Annotated in this window: 22 protein-coding genes; 15 read left to right on the top strand and 7 right to left on the bottom strand. The window is 36.4% G+C overall.

Annotated elements, in window-relative coordinates:
* Position 1: 1 nt before the first annotated feature.
* The 5 genes from recQ to LRP81_RS12180 all read left to right on the top strand — a co-directional run bounded on the left by recQ (position 2) and on the right by LRP81_RS12180 (position 4916).
* Positions 2-2122: a DNA helicase RecQ gene (gene recQ, locus LRP81_RS12200; RefSeq protein ID WP_230501556.1), complete on the top strand. Its 2121-nt coding sequence runs from the start codon at positions 2-4 to the stop codon at positions 2120-2122.
* A gap of 75 nt (positions 2123-2197) precedes the next feature.
* Positions 2198-2467, top strand: a complete 270-nt coding sequence (locus LRP81_RS12195) for a hypothetical protein (RefSeq protein WP_230501555.1) — start codon at positions 2198-2200, stop codon at positions 2465-2467.
* 263 nt (positions 2468-2730) lie between these two features.
* Entirely contained in the window at positions 2731-3276 is a 546-nt protein-coding gene (gene msrA, locus LRP81_RS12190; protein ID WP_230501554.1) for a peptide-methionine (S)-S-oxide reductase MsrA, read from the top strand.
* A 22-nt stretch (positions 3277-3298) separates the two neighbouring features.
* Positions 3299-4486: a DHH family phosphoesterase gene (locus LRP81_RS12185; RefSeq protein WP_230501553.1), complete on the top strand. Its 1188-nt coding sequence runs from the start codon at positions 3299-3301 to the stop codon at positions 4484-4486.
* 40 nt (positions 4487-4526) lie between these two features.
* A complete protein-coding gene (locus LRP81_RS12180) occupies positions 4527-4916 on the top strand; it encodes a VOC family protein (RefSeq protein WP_230501552.1) in 390 nt (129 codons plus the stop codon).
* A 219-nt stretch (positions 4917-5135) separates the two neighbouring features.
* On the opposite strand, the gene LRP81_RS12175 is transcribed toward LRP81_RS12180, so the two are convergent.
* Positions 5136-6206, bottom strand: a complete 1071-nt coding sequence (locus tag LRP81_RS12175; RefSeq protein WP_230501596.1) for a DUF3900 domain-containing protein — start codon at positions 6204-6206, stop codon at positions 5136-5138.
* 74 nt (positions 6207-6280) lie between these two features.
* Complete coding sequence (locus tag LRP81_RS12170) at positions 6281-7525, bottom strand: MFS transporter (RefSeq protein ID WP_230501551.1); 1245 nt, start codon at positions 7523-7525, stop codon at positions 6281-6283.
* A 150-nt stretch (positions 7526-7675) separates the two neighbouring features.
* Here LRP81_RS12170 and ltaE point away from each other — a divergent pair, with 150 nt between their 5' ends.
* Positions 7676-8695: a low-specificity L-threonine aldolase gene (gene ltaE, locus LRP81_RS12165; protein WP_230501550.1), complete on the top strand. Its 1020-nt coding sequence runs from the start codon at positions 7676-7678 to the stop codon at positions 8693-8695.
* Between the two features lie 159 nt (positions 8696-8854).
* Here ltaE and LRP81_RS12160 read toward each other — a convergent pair whose 3' ends face one another.
* The 5 genes from LRP81_RS12160 to LRP81_RS12140 form a co-directional block, all read right to left on the bottom strand.
* On the bottom strand, positions 8855-10492 hold the full coding sequence (locus LRP81_RS12160) for an AMP-binding protein (RefSeq protein WP_230501549.1): 1638 nt from the start codon (positions 10490-10492) through the stop codon (positions 8855-8857).
* A gap of 197 nt (positions 10493-10689) precedes the next feature.
* Positions 10690-11520, bottom strand: a complete 831-nt coding sequence (locus tag LRP81_RS12155) for a hypothetical protein (protein ID WP_230501548.1) — start codon at positions 11518-11520, stop codon at positions 10690-10692.
* 665 nt (positions 11521-12185) lie between these two features.
* Complete coding sequence (locus tag LRP81_RS12150) at positions 12186-12656, bottom strand: spore coat protein (RefSeq protein ID WP_230501547.1); 471 nt, start codon at positions 12654-12656, stop codon at positions 12186-12188.
* 27 nt (positions 12657-12683) lie between these two features.
* The gene (locus LRP81_RS12145) at positions 12684-12899 is read right to left on the bottom strand and encodes a hypothetical protein (protein WP_230501546.1); all 216 of its coding nucleotides are present in this window, start codon (positions 12897-12899) and stop codon (positions 12684-12686) included.
* Between the two features lie 140 nt (positions 12900-13039).
* Positions 13040-14047: a Gfo/Idh/MocA family protein gene (locus LRP81_RS12140; protein ID WP_230501545.1), complete on the bottom strand. Its 1008-nt coding sequence runs from the start codon at positions 14045-14047 to the stop codon at positions 13040-13042.
* A gap of 400 nt (positions 14048-14447) precedes the next feature.
* Here LRP81_RS12140 and argC point away from each other — a divergent pair, with 400 nt between their 5' ends.
* From argC to argH, 9 genes are all read left to right on the top strand, one after another.
* On the top strand, positions 14448-15494 hold the full coding sequence (gene argC / locus LRP81_RS12135; protein ID WP_451923574.1) for an N-acetyl-gamma-glutamyl-phosphate reductase: 1047 nt from the start codon (positions 14448-14450) through the stop codon (positions 15492-15494).
* Positions 15495-15529: 35 nt separating this feature from the next.
* Positions 15530-16750, top strand: coding sequence for a bifunctional glutamate N-acetyltransferase/amino-acid acetyltransferase ArgJ (gene argJ / locus LRP81_RS12130; RefSeq protein WP_230501595.1), 1221 nt, complete (start codon positions 15530-15532; stop codon positions 16748-16750).
* A gap of 15 nt (positions 16751-16765) precedes the next feature.
* Positions 16766-17560: an acetylglutamate kinase gene (argB, locus tag LRP81_RS12125; protein ID WP_230501543.1), complete on the top strand. Its 795-nt coding sequence runs from the start codon at positions 16766-16768 to the stop codon at positions 17558-17560.
* Entirely contained in the window at positions 17553-18737 is a 1185-nt protein-coding gene (locus LRP81_RS12120) for an aspartate aminotransferase family protein (RefSeq protein ID WP_230501542.1), read from the top strand. The genes argB and LRP81_RS12120 overlap by 8 nt, the downstream gene beginning before the upstream one ends.
* Position 18738: 1 nt before the next feature.
* Positions 18739-19815 carry a carbamoyl phosphate synthase small subunit gene (locus LRP81_RS12115; protein ID WP_230501541.1) on the top strand — a complete coding sequence of 359 codons (1077 nt, stop codon included), beginning with the start codon at positions 18739-18741 and terminating at the stop codon, positions 19813-19815.
* Entirely contained in the window at positions 19802-23026 is a 3225-nt protein-coding gene (gene carB, locus LRP81_RS12110; RefSeq protein WP_230501540.1) for a carbamoyl-phosphate synthase (glutamine-hydrolyzing) large subunit, read from the top strand. Before LRP81_RS12115 ends, carB begins: the two co-directional genes overlap by 14 nt.
* Positions 23011-23985: an ornithine carbamoyltransferase gene (gene argF / locus LRP81_RS12105; RefSeq protein ID WP_230501539.1), complete on the top strand. Its 975-nt coding sequence runs from the start codon at positions 23011-23013 to the stop codon at positions 23983-23985. The genes carB and argF overlap by 16 nt, the downstream gene beginning before the upstream one ends.
* Before the next feature lie 68 nt (positions 23986-24053).
* Positions 24054-25265, top strand: coding sequence for an argininosuccinate synthase (locus LRP81_RS12100; RefSeq protein ID WP_230501538.1), 1212 nt, complete (start codon positions 24054-24056; stop codon positions 25263-25265).
* Between the two features lie 13 nt (positions 25266-25278).
* Positions 25279-26649: an argininosuccinate lyase gene (argH, locus tag LRP81_RS12095; protein WP_230501537.1), complete on the top strand. Its 1371-nt coding sequence runs from the start codon at positions 25279-25281 to the stop codon at positions 26647-26649.
* The last annotated feature ends 8 nt before the right edge of the window (positions 26650-26657 follow it).

Below are 26657 nucleotides of genomic sequence, written 5' to 3'. Positions count from 1 at the left end.
ATTGTACGAACAAGGGAAAATTCTAATACAACAATATTTTGGCTATGAAGATTTCAGACCAGGTCAAAAGAATATTGTAAAAAGTATACTGAACAATACTAACACGCTTGGAGTGATGCCTACTGGTGGAGGGAAATCGATATGCTTTCAAATTCCAGCCTTATTAAGTGAAGGTCTAACCATTGTTATCTCCCCATTAATTTCTCTCATGAAGGATCAGGTTGATTCCCTAAATGACGTTGGTATTTCGGCATCCTATATTAATAGTTCCTTAAATTCAGCTGAAATAAAACAACGATTAATTAGCATCGTCAATGGTGAAACGAAAATTTTATATTTAGCTCCTGAGAGACTGGAATCCTATGAAATTACGGAAGTGATTAGAGAAATACAAATCTCGTTAATCGCAATTGATGAAGCACATTGTATGTCACAATGGGGCCATGATTTTCGTCCAAGTTATAGGGAAGTTGGTAGTTTTATTAATAAACTTCCTGGTAGACCAGTTGTTGCTGCTTTTACAGCAACTGCAACGAAACAAGTAATCCAGGATATTCAGCAGCTTTTGGACATTAGAGAAGAAAATACATATGTTACTGGTTTCACGAGAGACAATCTATCTTTTACTGTGTTACGTGGTCAAGATAAAGAAACCTTTCTTACAAAATTCATTCAAGCAAACAAAGATGAATCAGGTATTATTTATGCCACGACAAGAAAAGAAGTTGATAAACTCCATCGTACTTTTCAAAAAAAGGGATATAAAATAGGGAAGTATCATGCTGGTCTTTCAGAGGAAGAAAGAAAACAGTACCAAGATGAATTTTTATTTGATCGTCTTAAATTAATGGTTGCTACAAATGCTTTTGGGATGGGAATTGATAAGTCAAACGTTCGATTTGTCATCCACTATAATATGCCGAAGAACGTGGAAGCATATTATCAAGAAGCGGGAAGGGCTGGTAGAGATGGGGAGAACAGCGAATGCATTTTACTATTTAATGCCAGAGATATTCAAATTCAAAAGTTTCTTATCGAAGAAAGTGTTAGTTCCCCTGAACGAAAACGCCAGGAATATCAAAAACTTCAAGCAATGATGGATTATTGTTATACACAGCGATGTCTTCAATCCTATGTAGTTTCCTACTTTGGGGAAGAGATAGACATGGTTTGTGGGAAGTGCAGTAACTGTTCTGAAGAGTTTACTGAACGAGATATCACAATGGAATCACAGAAAATATTTAGTTGCATTCACAGAATGAATGAACGATTTGGTGCAACATTGGTGGCTAAAGTCTTAAAAGGCTCCAAGGATAAACGTATTGCTCAATTTAATTTCGCACAGCTACCTACATATGGTTTGATGAGCTCTTATACAGAGAAACAACTAGTAGATCTGATTAACATTCTTATCGCAGAAGGTTATCTCTATTTGACAGAAGGGCAATATCCAATCGTAAAAATTGGGAATAAGGCTGTAGCTGTATTAAAAGGGCAAGAAAAAGTAATTTTTAAAATGAAAGAAGAAGTACAATCAATTGTAGAAGACAATGAATTGTTTAATAAATTGCGAGAGCTTCGCCTAAACCTATCTAAGCAAGAGGAAGTTCCACCATATGTTATCTTCCCTGACAGTACCCTTAAGGAGATGTGTAAGGAATTACCTCTTGATGAGGAATCCATGCTTCAAGTAAAAGGAATAGGGGCATTGAAATTCAAAAAGTATGGAAATCTGTTTTTAGAGGAAATAAGCCACTACGTCGAGAGAAATGGTATTCCGGAAAAAAAGAAAATCTCGTCAAAGCAAGAAATCAATGAATACCCTACCGAAAAAAGTCATATAAAAACTTTTCTCATGTACACTGATGGACACTCACTAAAAGATATTGCTAAGTTGAGAGGAATGACCATTATCACCATTCAAAATCACCTTTTTAAGTGTGTGACGGAAGAGGAAATGGAAATTGATTGGGATGACTTTATTCCTGGAGAGTTTGAGAAAGAAATCATTAAGGTAATTGTTGATGTTGGTTCTGAAAAATTAAAACCAATTAAAGAGCAACTACCAGACGCTGTGGACTATATGGCAATTAAAGCTGTCATAACGAAACACGGGTTGTAATTAACATGTTTAACATCCACCAAGAAGGGAATAACACCTCCAATAGTAATACTTATAAAAATGGAGGCGTTCATTATGAATACACGTCAACTGAAAAAACCTTTAATGATTGCAGGAGTAGCAAGTCTAACTGGTGCAGGTCTCTTAGCATATAAACCGTACAGAGAAAAAATAACTTTCTTTTCAAAGAAACTAAAAAACAAGTTAGTTCCATTAAAATATAGAAAAACGAATCTACCAATTGAGAAAGCTGGCAATCCTGATCCAGAAGACATTCAAGACAACAATATGGTAAGTGAGGGAGCCCAATATTCAGTAGAGTATTACAATAAAAAAATGCAGTAAAAAATGGAGGTATAGCTAGTAATAGCTTGCCTCTTTTTATTTTTACAAATGGTGCACTTCCTAAAGATAATGTATTTTAATTCGTAAACAATCATTGCTGTTTAGAAAGTGACTACTTCCGTTCGGGCAATCCCTATGAAGCTATGCTATAGATTTTTTCTTGTTTTGGAATAGAGAAGTTATTTTTATTTCCGAAGTAATTGTTTTAATAAGAGTTATAGTGTAAAATTCCATCACATACAACAAAGTAAAGGAGTAAGGAAATGACAAATAATTATACAGAGTTGGCTACATTTGCAGGGGGTTGCTTTTGGTGCATGGTAAAACCATTTGATGAGATGGATGGAATTGAAAAGGTTGTTTCTGGATATACAGGTGGAGATACAAAGAATCCTACATATGAAGATATAAAAAAAGGAAACACGGGACATTATGAAGCAGTACAAATTGAATTTGACCCTAAAGTATTTCCTTATGAAAAGTTGTTGGAATTATATTGGCCACAAATTGATCCTACTGATAATGAGGGTCAGTTTTTTGATCGAGGCTCACAATATCGTACTGCAATTTTTTATCATACTGAAGAACAGCATAAGCTTGCCCAAGAGTCAAAGGAACAATTGGCTAAAAGTGGACGATATAAAAAGCAAATCGTCACAGAAATAAAAAAAGCTGAAACGTTTTATGATGCAGAGGAATACCATCAAAAGTTTTACAAAAAAAACCCAGAGAAATATAAACAAGAAAGAGAAGAGTCTGGAAGAAATGCTCATATTAAAAAATACTGGGGAGAACAATATACAAAGTAGAAGATAAGAGAGGGGTCAGAAAGTGATACATCTATTTACACATAATGATTTAGATGGGGTGGGCTGCGGTATATTAGCCAAAATTGCCTTTGAAGATAAAGTAATGGTGCATTATAATTCGGTCGGAAGCTTGAATTATCAAGTTGCGGATTTTTTGAATGAGGCGACGACTAAGCATCAGATTTATATTACAGATCTTTCTGTCCATGATGAAAATGCACTTAAGTTAGAAGAGTTTGTAACAGGTGGTGGCTTTGCACAGTTTATTGACCATCATAAAACAGCGCTCCATTTAAATGAATTTGAATGGGCATCTGTTGTTGTCGAGTACGAGGATGGGAGATTAACAAGTGCAACTTCATTATTTTATGAATACCTTGTTAAGCATCATTATATCCAAAGAACAAAGTCACTTGACGAAGCGGTGGAACTTATTAGGCAATATGACACTTGGGAATGGGATAAATTAAATAATGTTAAAGCTAAAAGGTTAAATGATTTGCTCTATATGATTTCCATTGAAGAGTTTGAAGAAAGAATGTTGGAGAAACTATCTAATGATTCAGCTTTCGACTTTGATGATTTTGAAACAAAAATATTAGATATGGAAGAACAAAAACTTGAAAGATACCTTCGGAAAAAACGTCGTGAAATCGTCCAAAAACCAATAGATAACCTTTGGGTAGGTATTGTGCATGCTGAGCAATTTCTATCAGAATTAGGTAACGTACTAGGGAAAGAGAATACACATCTTGATTATATTGCCATGATAAATATGGGGAATAAAAGGATAAGTCTAAGAACGATCCACGATAATATTGATGTTTCAGCAGTTGCAAGAAAATTTGATGGGGGAGGACATGCGAAAGCTTCAGGATGCCAATTAAATGAAGAAGCATACAAACTATTTGTAGAAGAAGCCTTTTCATTAGTCCCTGTAAAACAGGATGCACAGAATAATATATTTAATGTAAAAGAATCTTCCAATGGGGTTTTATATGATTCAAAGGAACAAGGAACATTTTTTCTTTTTCCAAAAGATAATGGTTCTTGGTATGTGGAAAATAAAGCTCACCTTATCGAAAGTAGTTTTAGTACTTTTCTCGAAGCTGAAAAACATATCAAACGAAACCATGGGGCTTGGCTCCAAAAAGATGAAGAATACGTAAACTTTCTTGTTGAAAATATCAAAAGACTGAAAGAGAAATGATATAAGAATCACTTTATGTAACAACAGGGGAGACGAATAAATGGCTATTAAACGGTTGGAACATATTGGGGTAATGGTAAAAGATATGGAGTTGTCTATCGACTTTTATACAAATGTACTAGGATTCATAACTAAAGGGAAGGTAGACCATCCAAATGGACAAATTAAACTAGCATTTCTCGGATTTAATGATTGCGAAGAAACAGAACTAGAACTTATTCAAGGCTATCATGATCAGTTACCAGCAGAAGGAAAAGTTCATCATCTTGCACTTACTGTAGATAATATTGAAGTGGAGTATGAAAGATTGAAGGAACTAGATGTAACATTTATTGAGAAGGAAATTACTATTTTACCAGACGGAGCAAGGTACATCTTTTTTACTGGACCAGATGGAGAGTGGATTGAACTTTTTGAATCCAAAAAATAAGGAAACCGGGTGGATGGCCCGGTTTTTTATTTGTCTCTATTCATCATTTTTCCTTTAGTGCGGGAGCTTTTCAGCATGTGCTTATACGTAAATCCAAGACAGATTATTCCTAATAATGAACATGTGTAGCGTACTATGGACATCCAATCCATAAAAGTCACCCCTAGAAGATAGTGGTTCATATATTTCCATAAAAAGGTGACAATTATTCATTATTTATCAAAGATTGGAATATTTCTTGTTCATTCGTTCTAAGACAAGTTTAAGGTCAGATGGCTTTAACATTTCGACAGGAGAGACGTTTTTTTCGAATTGAAGAAAGTCACCCTCTAATAAAACAACATACCGATCATTTATTTTTGCAATATGCACATTCTCTCCATAGTCAGCAAGAAGTCCCTTCACACTCAGATGATCTAATTTAAATTTCAACTCAATTTCCGGGGTGTGTTCGATCAAGCTTGCCGATGCTTCCATTACTTGTTCATCTGACCAACGTTCTTGAAGTTCACGCTTAGGGGAGGTTGCCCAAGCTTCCATAGCCTGCTCTACTTTTTCTTTCTCATCACTTTCCTCCACATATGTTTCAGATATTTCTCGGTGAACCAATCCCATCACCTGGTTCATAATTATTTCAGGCATCGATTCACCGTACTCCACATATTTCAAAAAATCTTCAAAATACCTTGAGTGGGAAGACTGATGTATTTTTAGCTCTCCTTCTTCTACCATTCCTTCTTCTGGCATAAAAGGATATTGAATGGACTTCATATTTTTAGTCGTAATTGCCATCTGTACATTACGAATCAAAGTGTTTTCGTCTGTAATAGATGCCACTTTTTGCTCAAAATCACATTTTAGGATGAAGACAAATGGTTCATCAAAATATTTGTTTAATTTAGCCTTAATAATAATTAAAACTCCGCCACGGATGGCAGTAGTATCTGTATAGGTAGAAGCTACTTCACTTGACTCCTTGGAAAATGAATCTAATGAGTCTGATATTCTAATCCGATGAAACAAATTGTAATTTGGATTTGATCCAAGATCGTATCCTTGCTCGACGATAAATCTGCCAATTTTGGTAGGAACCTGTTCATTTTTAGGATGACGGTCTACTTTTCTGTTTGAAATTTTCATTAACTCTCCGTCAAGAAAAGATTTTAACGGGCTTTCTTCGTACATTGCCTCATCGAGAACTGCCATTTGTTTGTATTTCTTTTTTGCATGTTCACCACTGCCTTCTACTTCAATGACGTAAAAAGCGAGTGACTTTATTTCGAAATCCATTTTCATCACCATTTTCAAAAATCTTATTTACACCTAATTTAGTATAGGCACCCCAATAAACTTGGTCAACTAAATTAGTTGTGCATTTCTCTCACCTTTTGGTCAGATGGTAGTAAAAAGGTGAGCAGACCAATTAAGGGTAAACAAACTGTGAAAATAATGGTATTTGTCAATCCTATCCAATCTGCTAAAACCCCAAGTGCCACTGAACCAATAGCCCCCATGCCAAAAGCAAGACCAACAATTAATCCGGAAACTAATCCAATTCTACCTGGAACAAGCTCCTGTGCATAAACTACTGTAACAGAAAAACTTGATAGAATGATAAAGCCAATAATGGCAATTAGAAGATAAGCAAATGTTGGGTCAACAAAAGGAAGCAAGATGGCTAGTGGAGCTGATCCTAACATAGAAAGTGATATAACGACTCTTTTTCCAAAACGGTCTGCAAGCGGTCCACCAAAAAATGTACCGATAGCACCTGCACCTAAAAATACGAAAATGTATATTTGTGAATCTGCAATCGGTATTCCATAGTTTTCTATGGCATAAAAGGCATAGAAGTTTGTTATACCTGCATGAAACCACGATCGTGCAAACACTAGGAAAATTAATAGGCTAATAGAAAAAACGATAATTCGTTTGTTTTCATTTAATCGTTTCTCATGTTTCATCGTTTTTTTGTGAACTACTATTTTTTCAACAGGCTTGCTTTTATTTACCTGCTGTTTATACCAGGCTGCTATGTACAAAAGTAAAACAACTGCAGCAGCAGCTACTAAGGTAAACCAAAGTGCTCCAATTTGTCCGAGTGGTAACAAGATAAATGCTGCCATCAATGGTGCTAATGCCTGACCTGAATTCCCCCCCACTTGATAAATAGATTGCGCTAATCCCCGACGGTTACCTGCAGCCATATACGCAACTCTGGAACCTTCCGGGTGAAATGCAGCAGAGCCAAGTCCGATGAATAGAACTGAAATCATAATAATCCAAAATGAAGGAGCCAATGCTAAACCGATTATTCCAAACAAGGAAAGCGTGAGCCCAATAGGTAACGCATATGGAGATGGTTTCTTATCTGTATACATTCCAACAATGGGTTGAATGAGTGAGGAAGTTGCATTTAAAGCAAATGCAATTAGGCCTAATTGAGTAAAGGTAAGCCCCATAGAATTTTGAAGAACAGGAAATAAGGCCGGAACAACTGACTGTAATGCATCATTTAGAAGATGTGCAATACCAATAACAATTAAAATCGGATATACAGTTTGTGCTTTTGATTGATCTGAATTAGCATTGATTTTTTGTGCCTGCATCATAATAACTCCTTTAATTTCAATAACCCTATGATAGCACGAAAAATATTTGAAAGGGTGATTATTTTACGGATTCCGAAATACATAGACAATTAAATAACAGATTGTTAGTCTATTACTATATAAATAGTTAAAAAAGGAGTTCTTCAAATGATAGATTTGAGAAGTGATACAGTAACCAAACCGACATTAGAAATGAGGAAGGCTGCCTATGATGCGGAAGTAGGGGATGATGTATATAGAGAAGACAAAACAGTTCTAAAGCTAGAAGAAACTGCAGCTGAATTGCTCGGAAAAGAATCAGCTCTTTTTGTTACAAGTGGTACTCAAGGGAATCAAATAGCCGTTCTAACACATTGCAGACCGGGTGATGAAATTATTTTAGAATCAGAGTCTCATATATTTTACTATGAATCGGGTGCAGTGGCGGCATTGGCAGGAGTACAGACAAGAACCATTCAAGGAAAAAGAGGTATGATGGAACCGTATGACGTGGAGGCGGCGATAAGAGGGGAGGACCAGCATTTCCCTGAAACCGGATTGATTTGTCTGGAAAATACCCATAATCGTGCAGGTGGCGCTGTCATTCCTTCTGCAAACATGAAAGCAATCTATGAAATCGCATCTAAATATTCTGTTCCGGTTCATTTAGATGGTGCACGTTTGTTTAATGCGGCAGCAAGTAAACAGAGCTCCATTCAATCTTTTACTAAATATACAGATACTGTTCAAGTATGTCTTTCCAAAGGATTAGGAGCACCGATTGGTTCCATATTAGCAGGGCCCAAACCTTTTATTGAACGAGCAAGAAAATGGAGAAAAAGGCTTGGGGGAGGGTTACGACAAGTTGGAATCATTGCAGCTCCAGGATTAGTCGCTTTAACTCAAATGACGGATAGACTCATAGAGGACCATATTCATGCAAAACTGCTGGCAGAAAACTTACACGAAATGAATGGGATACAAGTTGTCAACCAAGTGGAAACCAACATCGTCGTGATAGATGTGAAAGGGTTAGGTTTGACAGCAGAAGAATATATAAGTTTATTAAAAGAGAAAGGAATTCTAGCTGTAACATTTGGACCGTCTCTTGTACGGTTTGTTACACACTTTGACGTGACTGAGGAAGATCTTTTACATACGGTGAAGCTTATGAGAACTATAAATTAAAAGAGGATAGATTATCAAATAAAACACTTACAGCTAGAGATTATTTAAGAATTACTTGATGAAAAAAACGTTGTTGATTCTCGCAACAGGCTTTGTTTTCATCTCTGGGCAATGAAATCTAGTGGCCTGTTGCAGTAATCAACTATATTAAACGTCAATTCAGGAAAATAATGATTTTTCTACAAGCTCTCTCAACTTGAATTTTTGAATCTTACCTGATGCAGTCATAGGATAATTATCCAGAAATTCTACAAAGAAGGGTATTTTAAAATTAGAGATATTACCTTTACAATACTCCTTTATTTCTGATTCATTTAGAGTTTCACCAGGTTTAACCTTAATAAAAGCTGCTACTTGTTCTCCAAACTTTTCATCAGGCACCCCGACTACTTGAACATCAAACACTTTTGGGTGAGTATAAAGAAATTCTTCAATTTCACGCGGGTAAATATTTTCTCCCCCACGAATAATCATATCTTTTAGTCTACCCGTTATTACGAGATAACCTTCCTTATCCATTGTTGCAAGGTCTCCAGTATGCAGCCATCCATCTTCATCAATTGTATCTTTAGTCTGGTCTGGCATTTTGTAGTAGCCACGCATGACGTGGTAGCCCCTTGTACAAAGCTCTCCTTGATCTCCAGTTGGCAATTCTTCTCTAGTTACTGGGTCCACAATCTTTACCTCCACATTGTTTAAAGCGCTTCCAACTGTTGACACTCGTCTTTCTATTGAATCATGGGTTCTTGTTTGTGAGATGACAGGTGAGGCTTCTGTTTGTCCGTATGCAATCGTAATTTCAGTCGCTCCCATTTCATGTACTACTTTTTTCATTATTTCAGTTGGACATGGTGAGCCAGCCATAATTCCGGTTCTTAAACTAGATAAATTATATTTGGGAAAATCAGGATGGTTTAATTCAGCAATAAACATGGTCGGTACCCCATAAAGAGCCGTACAGTCTTCTTGTTCCACAGCTCTAAGTACTTGAAGGGGATCAAACATTATGAGAGGGACCATAGTTGCACCTGTAGCAACTGAAGCTAAAGTACCCATCACACACCCAAAGCAATGAAAAAAAGGGACGGGGATACAAATTTTATCTACTGAAGTAATTTTTTGACATTCTGCTACATTGATAGCGTTGTTAATTATGTTTGAATGGGTGAGCATTACTCCTTTTGGAAATCCCGTTGTCCCAGAAGTATACTGCATGTTGATGACTTCTTGAGGGAAAGTGTTATTTTGCCTAATAAAAAGGTCTTCATCTGATATAGTAGAACCTTTTTCAAGTAAATCAGTCCAGCTATACATGCCTGGGTGATTGTCAGATCCTAAATATATTATATTCTTTAATAGTGGAAGTTTATTAGCTTTTAATTCTCCCACCTTGGATTGACGTAGTTCTGGACATAATTGATACAGAATTTCTAAATAATTTTCACTTTTAAACTCATCCATTAGAATAAGTGTAGTTGAATCAGATTGGCGTAACAAATACTCAAGCTCTTTGATTTGATAACTTGTGTTTACTGTAACTAGTACTGCTCCAATTTTGGCGCTGGCAAATTGAGTAATTACCCATTCGGGTTTATTGGATGCCCAGATTGCAATATGATCACCTTTTTTAATTCCTAAGCTCATTAGACCTTTGGCAGCTTGATTGATGATTTGTTGAAATTCTGTATACGTGTAACGTAAATCTTCCTCTACATATACAACTGCTTCTTTGTCAGGATACTTCGAAACAGTATCATCCAAAAGTTGTCCAATTGTTTTATGTACCAACTTTTCCATAATTTAGTCCCCTTAAAAGAATGATACTTGTATATTAGAATGAATATTTAGAAAAATCAAACAAAATAACATTATTACCTTGTTCTAAATGGAATTGCATAGGAAGGATGGAGAAAGGAAGCTGACTATAAATAAAACAAAAAGCTGTAGACAACCTCAGGGAAATTGACTACAGTCTTGCTAATATGGATATGTTGTTACTTTATTTCCACTTCCACTTTTTCTTCCTCTAGCTCTTGTTGTTCTGGTAATGTTTGTTGCTTTTGTATCACTCTATCCTTTAAGCCGAAGATTCCTCCAAAGTATTGAAGGGTTTGTTTATATCTCCATTCAATGGAAGAAATAGTTGCTTCTAATCTTTCTAAAATGGTTTTCTTTAATATTTCGAGTTGTTCGGTCAGCTTTTGTGACATTTTATCCTGTGTGTCTAGACGCTGCATGACTGTTTTATGAAACATTTCCTGAACATCTAATTTTTCATTAATTTGTTTATGCAATGATTCTTGTTGAGATAAAGTAGCATGAATGTCCTCATATAAACTTTCTGATTTTTCTAGCCTTGAAATTATAGTTCTAGTTAAATCTTCTTGATGGGCAAGTTGGTCGATGGTTGCTTGATTTATTAATTTTTCTTCTTCAAATAAACGTTCCAGCTTTGATAACCTTTCTTTTAATTCAAGATGAATTTGTTCATTGATATATACTTTTAGTTTTTCAATTTTTAATCCTAATTCCATATTAGCTTTCTCATTTATGATGATGTTTTCCTTTAATTCATCGCTTTTTGAATCCTGTGTTTGAAGCTTTTTTAAAAGGTCGATATAGTAATTTTCTTGCACTTGTTTATTAACTTCAAAATTATCATGTATTTTTTCAAAGGATGAAGTAATAGCTCTATTTATTTCTTTCTGTTCTTCAAGAATTGTCTTTAAAAAATTTTTTCTGAATTCTTGCTGATTGGATGTTGCACTTGTAGGTCGTGCGAAAATTTTAGGTTCTGCAGTTAACTCCTTTTCAAATTCTCTCATATGCTAACTCCTTTTTCTTCTCCTGAAGTTTGGTAATATATTTCATCATATGAAGAAAGTCCATAATTGATTTTATATTTTTAAAAACTAGGCGATTGGCTATAAAATACTAGCATGAAATAAGCTAAGGAAGAAGAAGGGAAGGTTTTCAAGATCTTGCTAGAAAAAAGTTCAGAAGCCGGCTATTTACGGGTTAAAAGCCTCAGGAACTTAGAAAAGATTCTTGACAAAGTGAAAGAAGATCACTAAGGATCTTCTTCCAGACTGTTGACAAACCCAAATTATTTGTAGACTTGCATTTAACTGTTGATCTTCGTTGCAGACGCTTCGCTTTCCGCGGGCGGTCCGGGAACCTCCTCGGGCTTGCGCCCTGCGGGGTTTCCCATGTCCCTTCCTCCCGCAGGAGTCTTCGCGTCTTTCACTACGATCAACATAGGAATCGCGTTAACATAAGAAAAGTACCTTTGTCTACACACTGAAAGAAGATCACTAAGGATCTTCTTCGTTCCCGTTCTATTTATAGGTGTGGTGGTGTAAGATGGGTTTAACAGAGGAGGCTAAAAAGTTGATGAAAAGTTTGAAAAACGATAGGCGGGTCGTTTTTCATGATAAGAAAGGAGTGTAGCATAAGCATCTAGTATTTTGAAAGAGGGCAAAGCTTCCAATTATAGAATATCTACACTAACAACCAAAGCAATTAATAATTGAATTAACAATTGAATGTTAAGGGTAACGTCTGTATCAGTTGTTGCTACACGTACACCTTTAGAATTTTCAATGACAGTTTGTTGATGATTTACTTGAACGGACTTAGATTTTTGTAGTAGTTCTTGAGTGATTGTTTCTGCTTTGCTGCTATCTGCAATACTTACACTAATAACTAAAGCAATTGCAGCTTGAATAGCAGCCTGTAAAGAAGCGGCAATTTTTGTATCAGTTGTGGAAACTTCTACATCACAAGAATTTCTAATGACTATTTGCTCAAATGATTTTTGAATCATTTTATTTACTTGGTCAGCTTCTTGAGCTATATCATCTAGTGGATGTCTACTTCTCTCATCTAATGCGTTCCAAGTGTTATTACAAGAGTTTGAGCATTCTCTACTTCCAAATAACCAGTTGTCTACATTTCTCATTATAAAAATCCCCCATTAAGATTTGTTTTATTGATTTTTTTCTTCATTTTGAAGCTTTTCCAGTTTTCCAAAGGAATCCTGAATATCTGCAACCAGCTTACGAAGTTGCGCTTTTTGATCTTTGGAGAGATTATCTCCATTTAGTTTTACTTTGTGTTTCTTTAAAACATTTTGTAGCATCATATTGGTTGTAGATTGAGTCAGATTAGAAATGTCGCTTTGTAATTTTTTACTTTCTGCCATTCCTTACACCCCCTTTTCTTATCTACCACATTGTATGAATTTAATAGAGAAAAGAGTGGACGAATGACCTCTGCCTATAGTCCATTTTTAATAGATTTAATAAATTGGGTAATAGTTTACTAGAAAAAGGGACCAGCCATCTAATGGCGGTCCCTTTCGTTATTTGTTAGATCTGCTGGATAGACAATCCCGGTTATTCTTCTTGCTTCTTCTATTAACTTGATTGTTTGCAATGAATTATTATGGGAGTTTAGTGACGATTCTTTTTTTCCACTATTTATTAGGTCTATAAATTCTTTCGCTTCATAGTACATGGACTTGGAAAGTTGAGAAACTGTTAAGACTTCTTCCGAACCATTCCGGTAGAGTATTCTTACATTCTCAGGAGTGTGTATCTTGTCAATAATCATACTACCTGCTTCACCTTGGATTTCAGTAGGAAGAAAAGAATCTGCAATTTTTGAATAATTAACGGTCGCTTCCATTTCATCAAAAGTAAACATGATACTACCTTGCCCGTCTACACCAGTAGAGAGCATATACGAACTCGCATGTAAGAATTTAGGTTTACCAAAAAGAGCGACCATAGGGTAAATGGTATATATTCCAATATCCATTAATGCGCCATTAGAAAACTCTGGTTTAAAGGCATTGAGAACAATACCTTCTTTATACTTATCATATCGTGAGGAATATTGACAGTAGCTTGCACAGTATCTGCGGACTTTTCCAATTTTGTGCAAGTTCTCTTTAATAGTAATAAAATTTGGTAATACAGTTGATTTCATTGCCTCCATTAGAACTACATCGTTCCTTCTGGCAACATCTATCATTTGTTCTACTTCCTTTGAAGTGGAGGCAAATGGTTTTTCGCAAATTACATGTTTTCCATGTTGCATACAAGTAATCGCCTGACTGGAATGTAAAGAGTTAGGACTGGCAATGTAGACTGCATCAGTATGTTCGCTTTTTGCAAATTCATTCAAATCCGTGTATGTATGCTCTACATCATATTTAGCTGCAAAATCAGTGGCAGTTTCCTGTTTTCTTGAATAGATGGCTGATAATTTAAAGTCATTTAGCTCTCTTGCTGCATCTATAAAGGACTCTGTAATCCGATTTGTTCCTATAATACCAAAGCGTACCAATATAATTCCTTCTTTCATTTCATGATGTAGCTATTATATCAAAAGAAGAAAAATTTAGAAAAGCAGAAGAGTTTAGTCCAACCTTGATAAGTATTTGAGCAGACCACGAACAAAAACAAGAGGATGAAACTAAAAAAGAAGGCACCTAAAAAGGTGCCTTCTTGCGTATTGAGGCGATAAACAGCATGACCACATTCATGCCTTGCTTAAACAGCGTGTTCATCGACTTACACAATTCAGCTCATCGCAGTTAAACAATAGCATAAATGTAGAGAAGAAATCAATAAAATAGTTTATTCCGAAAATAATCACTGAACCTTGTTAACTTTTTTTACAATTCTTTATTGTATTTTTATGCATATATAGTTATAATAATTCATATTATGAACCTAGGGAAAGGATGAGGGATTTGAAGGTAGGAATTATCGGAGCTAACGGTTACAGCGGAGTAGAATTAATTAGAATATTACAACAGCATCCGAAAGTAGAAATAAGTTTCCTTGCATCCCACTCCACAAGTGGAAAAATGATTTCAGAGCAGTATCCTCATCTACAAGGAATTATTGAGCAGAAATTAGAAGAAACAAATGTTGATCATGCAATGAATGAGGCAGACTTTTTCTTCTTCGCAACTCCATCTGGTGTTGCAAAAGAGTTAATCCCAAGATTTATAGAGAATGAGATTCCATGTATAGATTTATCAGGAGACCACAGGCTAAAAGATTCTTCATTATACGAAGAATGGTATAAAAATTCATCATCACCTAGTAAAATACTACAAAAATTTACATATGGATTATCGGAATTATATAAAAGGGAAATTGCTCAATCAACATTTATTGCAAATCCTGGATGTTATCCGACAGCAACTTTATTAGGTTTAGCACCATTACTAGTAAAAAATTCGATTCATACAAATTCCATTATTATAGATGGAAAATCCGGTGTAACTGGTGCGGGAAGAAAGGCAACCCTAGGAACACATTATTGTGAAGTGAATGAGAATGTAAAAGCATATAAAATTGGAACACATCAGCACATCCCGGAAATGGAACAATGTATGCAAAATCTCGCTGCAGAATCTTGTAACATAACTTTTTCCACTCATCTGATTCCTATGTCAAGAGGTATTATGTGTACGATATATGCGGATCTTTCCAAAAATGAATCAACTCAAACATTATTAGAACTATATAACCATTATTATCAAAACCATTATTTTGTCAGAATTCGTTCTGAAAATGCTTGGCCTTCTACAAAAGAGGTCTATGGTTCCAATTATTGCGATATTGGTCTAAAAGTAGATGAAAGGACAAATCGTCTCATTATTGTATCTGTCATTGATAATGTCATGAAGGGTGCATCAGGGCAAGCAATACAAAACATGAATATTATGAATGGTTGGGAAGAACAAACAGGACTACAAATGACACCTGTTTATCCATAAGAAAATGGGGTGAAAATGTGAAAACAGATATATTAATGGAACATGTAAAATGGACTGACGTAACTCATGGGCATATTTGTACACCATTAGGTTTTTCTGCAGGAGGTTTACATTGCGGGATTAATCGAAAAAGAAAAGACCTGGGTTGGATTTACTCTAGTGTTCCAGCTAAAGCAGCAGCAGTTTACACAACAAATATTTTCCAAGCACCTCCATTAAAGGTTACACAAGAAAGCATTAATGAGAATAAAACACTTCAAGGTGTTTTAGTTAATTCCGGCAATGCAAATTCGTGTACAGGAGAAATTGGTTTTATTAATGCCTATGAAATGCGGAGGATATATGCCCAGAAGGCAGGGCTTTTAGAAAACGATGTTGCTGTTATTTCGACAGGGGTGATTGGAGAGCAGCTTCCTATTCAAAAGATACAGCAGGGAGTCGAATCGATTACAACAATCGAAGGAGTAAGGGATTATGATGCCTTTCATCATTCCATCCTTACGACGGACACATTTCCTAAGCAGGCATGTGTACAAATCACAATTGACGGAAAAACGATGACCATTGCTGGCGCTGCCAAAGGATCTGGGATGATACACCCTAATATGGCAACAATGCTTGGTTTTATCACTACAGATATAAATATCCAATCAAGTGCACTTAATCAGGCATTGAAAGATGTAACGAATGAAACATTTAACATGATAACTGTAGATGGTGACACAAGTACTAATGATATGGTATTGGTACTTGCAAATGGATTAGCCAACAATAGTGAATGGTCTCTTCATGATCAAGAATATTTACTTTTCAAGGAAGGATTGAAGCAAGTCTGTGAATCATTAGCTAAACAGATTGCCCGTGATGGGGAAGGTGCCACTAAGCTTATAGAAGTACAGGTTAAAGGGGCATTAACGAACTCTGATGCCCAAACTATTGCCAAAACGATTGTCGGTTCAAGTCTTGTAAAAACAGCGATATACGGAGAAGATGCAAACTGGGGAAGAATTGTGTCAGCAGTTGGATATAGTGGAATTCTGTTTGATCCTATGAACATTCATATAAGTCTTGGACCAATAAAAATTGTTGAAAACGGTCTGCCTATATCATTTAAGGAATCTGAAGCAGCATTATATTTGAAAAATGAAAAAATTGATATTCATATACAGCTTGGAGAAGGTACGAATAATGCAACAGCATGGGGTTGTGATCTTTCCTACGATTATGTCCGAATAAATGCCTCTTATCGTACTTAATGGGGAGGGGATTTTATGAAAATGTTAGTGATTAAATGTGGAGGAAGTACGGTAGATGTTCTTCCTTCCTCATTCTTTACCGAAATTGTAAAACTTAAGTCAAATGGGATACATCCAATTATTGTTCATGGTGGCGGGCCTGCTATAACGGAACTTTTACATACATTGGATGTGGAGACCGTTTTTGTAAACGGTTTAAGAAAAACAACAGTTCCAGTTTTAGATGTTGTTGAAATGGTTCTTTCTGGTAATGTTAATAAACTCATTGTTCGACACATTATAAAGGCAGGAGGGATAGCCTTAGGGTTAAGTGGTGTAGACGGTATGCTATTAAAAGCAAAACCGTTAGAAAATTCGGAAGAACTAGGTTTGGTAGGAGAAATTTTTGAAGTTAACAAGAATTTACTTTTGACGTTGATTAATGAGGGAATTATTCCAGTTATTTCTCCAGTTGCAGTAGATAAACAAGGTCAGCATTATAATACTAATGCTGATTTGGCAGCAGCAGCTATCGCAAAACATTTTCAGGCACCGTTATGTATGGTAAGTGACGTCGATGGTGTATTACTTAATGGTAACGTTATCCCAACTATTTCAGATTTAGAAGTGACCAAATTAATTGAAGAGCAACACATTACAAGTGGGATGATCCCAAAGGTAAAAGCGGCAATTTCATGCTTGAAGTCTGGCGTAGAAAAAGTAGGGATAGTGAATGGTTCGAAGGCAAATCTAGTTCATAAATTTGCAACAGGGGAAGCAGTAGCTGGAACTACCTTTTATATAGAGGAGGTACTGAAACAGCATGTCTAATACATTAAGTAACTATTCTTCCATTATGAATACTTACAGCCGTTTTCCGCTGGCGATTACGAAAGGAAGCGGAAGTATCGTTTGGTCAGCTGATGGAGAAGAATATTTGGATTTCACTTCTGGTATTGCAACTTGCAATCTCGGGCACTGCCCTTTACCAGTAAAGGCAGCCCTCCAAGAACAGCTCGACTCCCTATGGCATATATCCAATCTCTATCAACTGCCAAAACAAGAAGAACTTGCAAATATCCTAACTTCTCGTTCTTGTTTTGACCAAGTTTTTTTCTGTAATAGTGGTGCGGAAGCAAACGAAGCAGCAATAAAGCTTGTTAAAGCCTATGAAAATAAAAAGACGGAAAGGTCTGCAAAAATTATAACCTTTCATCAAAGCTTTCATGGTAGAACTCTTGCAACAGTTGCTGCAACAGGACAAGAAAAAATAAAAACCGGTTTTGAACCATTACCTGAAGGATTTATCCATTTGAGATTTAATGAGTGGGAAACTTTACAGGCAATAAAAGAAATAAAACCAACTGCGGTGATGTTGGAGTTACTTCAAGGAGAAGGTGGTGTAATTCCAGCAGAGCCGGCATGGATAAAAGAGCTTGCTGAAATATGTAAACAACAAGATATTCTTTTCATTGTGGATGAAGTTCAAACAGGAATGGGAAGAACTGGTAGCCTATTTCTTTACGAACAATATGGGATTGAACCAGACATTATGACATTAGCAAAAGGACTTGGGTCAGGATTCCCAATTGGTGCCATGCTTGCAAAGGGAAAGGTTGCAAGCACTTTTCAACCAGGAATGCATGGAAGCACTTTTGGAGGTAATCCTCTCGCATGTAGTGCGGCAATCGCCACGTTGACAGAGATTTCTCCAGACTTTCTAGATGCATCAAATCAAACTAGTAAATTTTTTCTGCAAGAATTAGAAAAGGTAAGTGAAAAATTTCCAAACATAATACAGGTAAGAGGAATCGGTTTTTTGATTGGGTTGGAAGTAGCAGGAGATGCATTACCATACGTAAAAGCTGCACTTCAGGAAAAGCTTCTTATACTTAGTGCAGGTAAAAATGTGATACGTATTCTTCCCCCGATTAATGTATCCAAGAAAACCATACAGCTATTTTTGGGTCAATTCATCAAAGTCTTACACATGTGTGAGGAGGTATAAAATGGAAAAGGGGTTCTTAGTACTTGAGACAGGAGAGGTATTCCCTGGTACATTTATTGGAAGTGAAAAAGACGCTGTTGGGGAAGTTGTATTCAATACAAGTATGACAGGATATCAGGAGATTATGTCTGATCCTTCCTATGCAGGACAAATTATTGTATTTTGTTATCCGCTTATTGGCAACTATGGTATAAATTCTCGTGATTTTGAAGGTGATACTATTCATATTAAGGGAGTTGTGATGGGTGAGTCATGTACATTTCCAAACCATTATTCATCAGAAAGAGCTGCAAATGAATGGTTGGAAAGCTTGAATATTAGCGGTTTGGTAGACGTTGACACTAGGGAACTAGTAAAAACCATTCGGAAGCATGGCTCCTTGAAAGGCATCATTACGAAACAACCTGGTATTTTCCCTCAACAAAAGGATTATCCAAACTGGGTTGAGGTTGTATCAACAAAAGAGATGATGTTTTATCAAGGGAATGGTCCTCACGTTGCACTGCTCGATTTTGGGTATAAAAAGTCCATTTTAGAAGCGCTGTTAAAAGAGGGATGTAGCGTTTCGATTATGCCATATACCTCTACTTTTACCGAAATAGTAAAACTAAATCCTGATGGTATTGTGTTTAGTAATGGTCCAGGAGATCCCAAGGTGTTAAGTAAATTCCTAATAGAATATAAACAGATGGCAGAAGCGTATCCATCATTAGGTATTTGTTTAGGTCACCAACTAATAGCACTTGCCTTTGGTGCAGATACAGAAAAGTTGTTATTTGGTCATCGGGGGGGAAATCATCCTGTAAAAGACTTGATAACAGGAAAAGTATTCATGACTTCGCAAAACCATAGTTACGTAGTTTCCGAAACTTCAATAGATCAGAATATCTTCACAGTCACTCACAAAAATATTAACGACCAAACAGTAGAAGGACTTAAGCATAATTCTTTCAAAGTGATAAGTGTTCAATTTCATCCAGAAGCACACCCAGGTCCACAGGATACACATTATGTCTTTATCCAATTTTTAAATTACATCAATGAAAAAACAGGAGTAATGTCATATGCCACTATATGAAACGATAAAAAAAGTGTTAGTTATAGGCTCTGGTCCAATCGTAATTGGTCAGGCTGCAGAGTTTGATTACGCAGGAACACAAGCCTGCTTGGCATTGAGGGAAGAGGGATTGGAAGTAATACTTGTAAATAACAATCCTGCTACTATTATGACTGATAGTAATATCGCAGATAAGGTATATATGGAACCTCTCAATGTGGAATGCTTGTGCGAGGTGATTAAAAAAGAACGTCCGGACGGTATTATCGGCACCTTAGGTGGTCAGACGGCATTAAACCTAATTGTCTCCTTACATCATGAAGGAATCCTAGATAGATATAATGTTAAAGTATTAGGGACCTCTGTTTCTTCCATTGAACAAGGAGAAGATAGGGAAAAATTCCGTAAGCTAATGATGGAATTACAGGAACCCATCCCAGAATCAAAAATAATTAATCAAGTGGAAGACGGCAAAAAGTTTGTAAAAGAAATTGGCTATCCTGTAATTATCAGACCTGCATACACACTTGGTGGTGAAGGAGGTGGCTTTGCTTACAACGATGAAGAATTTGATGCGTTGTTACGTAAAGGCCTCTACCTTAGCCCAATTCATCAAGTACTTGTTGAAAAGAGCATCAAAGGCTGGAAAGAGATTGAATATGAAGTAATGCGGGATGACAATGATACATGTATTATCGTTTGTAACATGGAGAATCTCGATCCAGTCGGAGTTCATACCGGTGATTCCATCGTGGTTGCCCCATCTCAGACATTGACAGACAGACAATATCAGCTATTAAGAAATGCTTCTCTTCACATTATTCGTAGTTTGAAAATAATTGGAGGCTGTAATATCCAATTTGCCATGGATCCTCAATCAGATGATTACTACATAATAGAGGTCAATCCGCGAGTTAGTAGATCATCTGCACTTGCTTCAAAGGCGACGGGTTATCCCATTGCAAGAATTGCAGCTAAGTGTGCAATAGGATACAACCTGGATGAAATACCGAATCCAATTACAGGAAACACATTTGCATCCTTTGAGCCTGCTTTGGATTATGTGGTAGTGAAATTACCTCGATTTCCATTTGATAAATTTCCAGAGGCAGATCAAAGTTTAAGCACACAAATGAAAGCAACTGGGGAAGTACTTGCGATCGACCGATCATTTGAAGGGGCTTTAAACAAAGGAATTCGTTCATTAGAAATGAAATTAGAAACAGTTGTTCATCCCGGCCTAGATAAATTAACGAAACAAGATTGGATGAAGTTTATTACAACTCCAACTCATTTACGATTATTTGGACTTGCTCAAGCACTGAAAAAAGAGATGTCGGTTCAGGAACTCCATGAGATAACATCCATAGACAAGTGGTTTCTTCACAAAATAAACAATATCGTAAAATTGGAAAATGTCATCCAAACGTATCGATTGGGAAATCTGCCCATTGAACTATTATTAATGGCAAAAAAGTACAATATCAGCAATAAAAGACTAAGCTCTCTTTTACAATGTAAAGAAGTAGAACTTTCAAAAGTGTTACAAGCAAATCAAATTTTTCCTTCCTATAAATTAGTGGACACATGCGCAGCAGAATTTGATGCGATTACCCCTTATTATTACTCGACCTTTAACGGATACGATGAAGTAAAGGTAAGTACAAATAAAAAAGCACTTGTTATAGGATCTGGTCCAATTCGTATAGGTCAAGGAATTGAATTCGATTACTGTTCTGTACATGCGGTTCAGGCTTTGAAGAAAGCCGGCTATGAAACGATAGTTGTAAACAATAATCCTGAAACGGTTAGCACTGATTTCTCGGTGGCAGATAAACTTTATTTCGAACCGATAACATGTGAAGATATTCTCCCAATAATCCAAAAGGAAAAAGTGGACCTTGTTTTCAACCAATTTGGGGGGCAAACAGCTATAAATCTAGCAGAAGGACTACACAAAGCAGGGGTAAATCTTGCAGGAACAAAAATGGATTCCATTGATATGTTAGAGGAAAGAGGACGTTTTTATAAAATGCTCGAAGGAGCGGAAATACCCCATATAAAGGGAATTACGATAGAATCACCACTAGAATTAAAGAGTGCTGCTATGGATCTTGGTCTACCGGTCCTTGTCCGTCCATCGTATGTAATAGGAGGACAATCCATGTTTACTCTTTATGATGAAGATGACCTGAACGCATTTATTCAATCACAGGCTAATAATGAAAGTATTTGGCCATTATTAGTCGACCAATTCATTCCTGGCCTTGAATGTGAATTAGATGTCATTTCAGACGGTGAAGAAATCGTGATCCCGGCAATATTTGAACATATTGAAAGAGCAGGGGTTCATTCAGGTGACAGCATTGCTGTTTTTCCGCCTGTTACATTATCTGAGCAACTTAAACAAAAACTGCTTGAATATACAAAAACAATAAGTACAACAGCACAAATTATCGGAGTTGCAAACATTCAATTTGTTATTTCAGAAGAAGAGGTTTTCGTTCTTGAAGTAAATCCAAGAGCTTCAAGAACTCTCCCTATTGTTAGCAAAGTGACAGGTATTCCCATGATAGAACTGGCTGTTGGCGTACAATTGAAAGAGAAACTTACTAATACCGGTTTGTTATCCGAACCGAACTTTTGGACAGTTAAATCACCAGTTTTTTCAGCTGCCAAATTAAAAGATGTGGATCATTCATTAGGACCTGAGATGAAATCCACTGGTGAAGTTATTGGTATGGGAACAACTTTTGACGTGGCCCTTCACAAAGCACTTTTCAGTAGGGATAATAACCCTTTTACAAAAATAGGAGAGAAAAAAATAATTTTTTGTTCCGTTACTGATCGTGAAAAACAACACGCTATTCCGATTTTTACTGAATTGCATAGATTGGGTTTTACGATTCAGGCAACAAATGGAACTGCAGCTTTCATTAATAGTATTGGAATCCCAGCAAAAGCATTATCACAATGCGAAACACATGAATACTTGCAAACCGAAGAATATACAGCTGCTATAATTATTCCAACTAGAGGACGAGATCATAGTCGTAATGGTGCTAAACTACGAGCCTTATTTTTAAAACACGGAATAAAAACGTTTACTCATTTAGATACTGTTTCTAAGGCATTAACAATACAAGAAAACAACAAAATGGAATACCTTACCATAACGGATTATTTGAAAAAAGGAAATAGGGAGGTTGAATATTTATGCAAAATGTACTAAAATGGGAACCAACAAATGATACCAATCAGCTAAGTCAATCTCATTTCTTGACGTTGGGGTCTTTTACAACAAATGATATTCATTACTTGTTGGATGAAGCTAGTAAATTAAAAAAATATCAAAAAGAAGGAATACCTCATCCATATCTAAAAGGAAAAGTGCTTGCGATGCTCTTTGAAAAATCATCCACACGTACGAGAGTTTCCTTCGAAGTTGGAATGCTACAGCTAGGTGGAAACGCGATGTTTTTAAGCTCAAATGATATTCAGCTCGGACGGGGAGAATCTCCAACAGATACATCCAAAGTATTATCTAGATATGTAGATGGGATGATGATTAGGACCTATGGGCATGAAATACTTGAAGAATTTGCTGATCAAGCAAGTGTTCCTATTATTAATGGTCTAACAGATCTTCACCACCCTGCACAAGTTCTTGCTGATCTTTTGACAATAAAAGAAAAGAAAGGAAATTTGAAAGGTTTGAAGTTATGTTATTTGGGAGATGCGAGTAATAATATGTGTCATTCCTTAATAGAGGGAGCAGTATTGGTAGGCACGAATATTTCGATTGCTTGTCCTGACAATTATCAGCCTGATAAGTTAATTCTTGAAAATGCAAGAAAGATTGCAAAAAAAACCGGTGCTGTCATTCAAATTGGAACATCCCCACAGGAAATGATTACGAATGCTGATGTGGTTGTTACGGATGTCTGGACTAGTATGGGGCAGGAAGAAGAAATGGAAGAAAGGTTGGCCACTTTAGCGCCATACCAAGTAAACAAAGCTCTTTGTAAACATGCAAAACATGATTTTATTTTTCTTCATTGTTTACCAGCTCATAGGGAAGAAGAAGTAACTGCCGAAATTCTAGATGGCCCTCATTCTGTTGTTTTAGACGAAGCAGAAAATCGCCTTCATGCTCAAAAGGCCGTATTAAAAGCATTAATGGGAAGTTAATTTTTTTTTACAAATTTATGAATAAAAATACAACAACTTAGATTTTTATACTGTAGGAGGATGAAGAAATGACTAAAGAGAAAGTTGTCTTAGCGTATTCTGGAGGCCTTGACACCTCTGTATCTGTTAAATGGCTTCAAGAAAAATATGGGTATGACGTTATCGCTCTAGGGTTGGATGTGGGAGAAGGAAAAGATTTAGAATCCATCAAGCAAAAGGCACTTGATGTTGGTGCCATAAAAGCAATTATGATCGATGCAAAGGAACTCCTTGCTAAAGAATATATAGTACCAGCACTTAAATCAAATGCTATGTATGAAGGGAAGTATCCACTATCCTCAGCATTATCTCGACCATTAATTTCTAAATTACTTGTGGAAGTTGCAGAACAAGAAGGTGCTGTGGCTGTTGCACACGGTTGTACTGGAAAAGGAAATGATCAGGTGCGTTTTGAAGTGTCTATTCAAGCACTAAATCCTCATTTAAAAGTAATAGCCCCAGTCCGTGAATGGGGAATGACTCGAGATGAAGAAATTGCCTATGCAGTAGAACATAATATTCCAATTCCGGTAAACTTAGAAAATCCATTTTCCATTGACGCCAATATCTGGGGGAGAGCATGTGAGGCTGGAGTTTTAGAAAACCCTTGGAATGAAGCACCAGAGGCAGCTTTTGACTGGACGAATCCGATTGAATTAACACCAGATGAGCCACAATATGTGGAAATTACCTTTCATGGGGGAGTACCAGTTGCACTAGACGATAAACCAATGGAATTAGTGGATTTAATAGAAGAACTAAATGTACTTGGTGGTAAACACGGAGTTGGAAGAATTGACCATATCGAAAATCGTCTAGTAGGGATAAAATCTCGTGAAGTGTATGAAAATCCAGCTGCTCTTATTTTAATAAATGCCCATAAAGAATTGGAATTATTAACGCTGCCTAGAGAAGTCACTCAGTTCAAGACAACCGTTGATGCCCAAATGGCAAAAGTCATATATGAAGGGCTATGGTTTTCTCCTTTAGTAAAAGCATTAGCTGCTTTTATAGAAGAAACCCAAAAAGATGTAAGTGGTAAAATTCGCGTTAAACTGCAAAAAGGAAACCATACCGTGGTCGGTCGCCAATCAGAAAACAGCCTTTATAACGAGGAGCTTGCTACCTATTCCAAAGGCGATATGTTTGATCATCAAGCTGCAGTTGGATTTATCAAGCTTTGGGGCTTACCAACAAAGGTCTACTCAGAAATTCATTCCAAGCAAAAAATCACTCTTTAAAGGAGAATACAACATGTCGAAACTATGGGGCGGAAGATTTACGAAAGCAACCGATAAGTTAGTTGAAGAATTTACTGCATCAATCGAATTTGATAAAGAACTTGCAATGGAAGACATCCAAGGAAGTTTGGCTCATGTAAAAATGCTTGGTGATTGTGGAATAATTCCACTTGAAGATGTTCATGTCATTCAAAATGGCCTACTTTCAATTAAAAAGAAAATTAATGCTGGTGAAGTGGAATTCTCGGTGATTCACGAAGACATTCATATGAATATCGAAAAACTACTAATTGATGAAATAGGGACAGTTGGCGGCAAATTACATACTGGGAGAAGTCGTAATGATCAAGTTGCAACGGATATGCATCTTTATCTAAAAAAACAAACTGAAACTATCATAAATCTAATAGTTGACATACAAAAGTCAATTCTAGCCAAGTCAAAAGAAAATGTACATACTATCTTGCCAGGCTATACACATTTGCAGCGTGCACAACCGGTATCTTTTGCACATCACTTAATGGCATATTTTTGGATGCTAGAACGAGATAAAGGTCGGTTGCAAGATAGTTTAAAAAGAATCAATTGGTCTCCACTAGGAGCAGGAGCACTTGCTGGTACAACATTTCCAATCGATAGAAAGCAAACTGCGGCGATCTTAGGGTTTGAGATGGTATATCCTAATAGCATGGATGCAGTCAGTGATAGAGATTTCATCGTTGAGTTCCTCTCCCATGCATCTTTAATTATGACACATATTTCCCGATTGTCAGAGGAGTTAGTTATATGGTCGAGCCAAGAATTCAGATTTATTGAGCTAGATGACTCGTTCTGTACAGGCTCTAGCATTATGCCGCAAAAGAAAAATCCTGATGTTCCAGAGCTACTTAGAGCAAAGACTGGCAGAGTTTACGGGAATTTAATGGGACTGCTTACTGTTCTTAAAGGGCTTCCCCTTACCTATAACAAAGACATGCAGGAAGATAAAGAAGGCATGTTTGACACAGTGAAAACATTGGATGGCACATTAAGGTTGCTAGCGCCGATGATTGAAACAATGATAGTAAAACAAGAGAATATGTATAGTGCTGTTTCACAAGATTTTTCTAATGCAACAGATATTGCAGATTATCTCGTAACAAAAGGGCTGCCATTCCGTCAAGCCCATGAAATCATTGGAAAAATTGTTTTACATGCAATAAATAATGATAAGTTCCTTTTGGACCTTTCGCTAGAAGAATATACTCAATTTTCTCCATATTTTTCTGAAGATATTTTTCAAATCCTTCTTCCAAAACAAGTTGTTCAGGCACGTGTAAGTGAGGGAGGGACTTCATTTGAACAAGTTGAACAACAAATCCAGCTAGCTGAATCTTTTATCTAATTCAAATA

This window comes from Sutcliffiella rhizosphaerae, assembly GCF_917563925.1.
In the GTDB taxonomy this organism is placed as follows: Bacteria; Bacillota; Bacilli; order Bacillales; family Bacillaceae_I; genus Sutcliffiella_A; species Sutcliffiella_A rhizosphaerae.
Note: the sequence above shows the minus strand (reverse complement) of the source record. Positions and strands in the feature narration are given on the sequence as shown.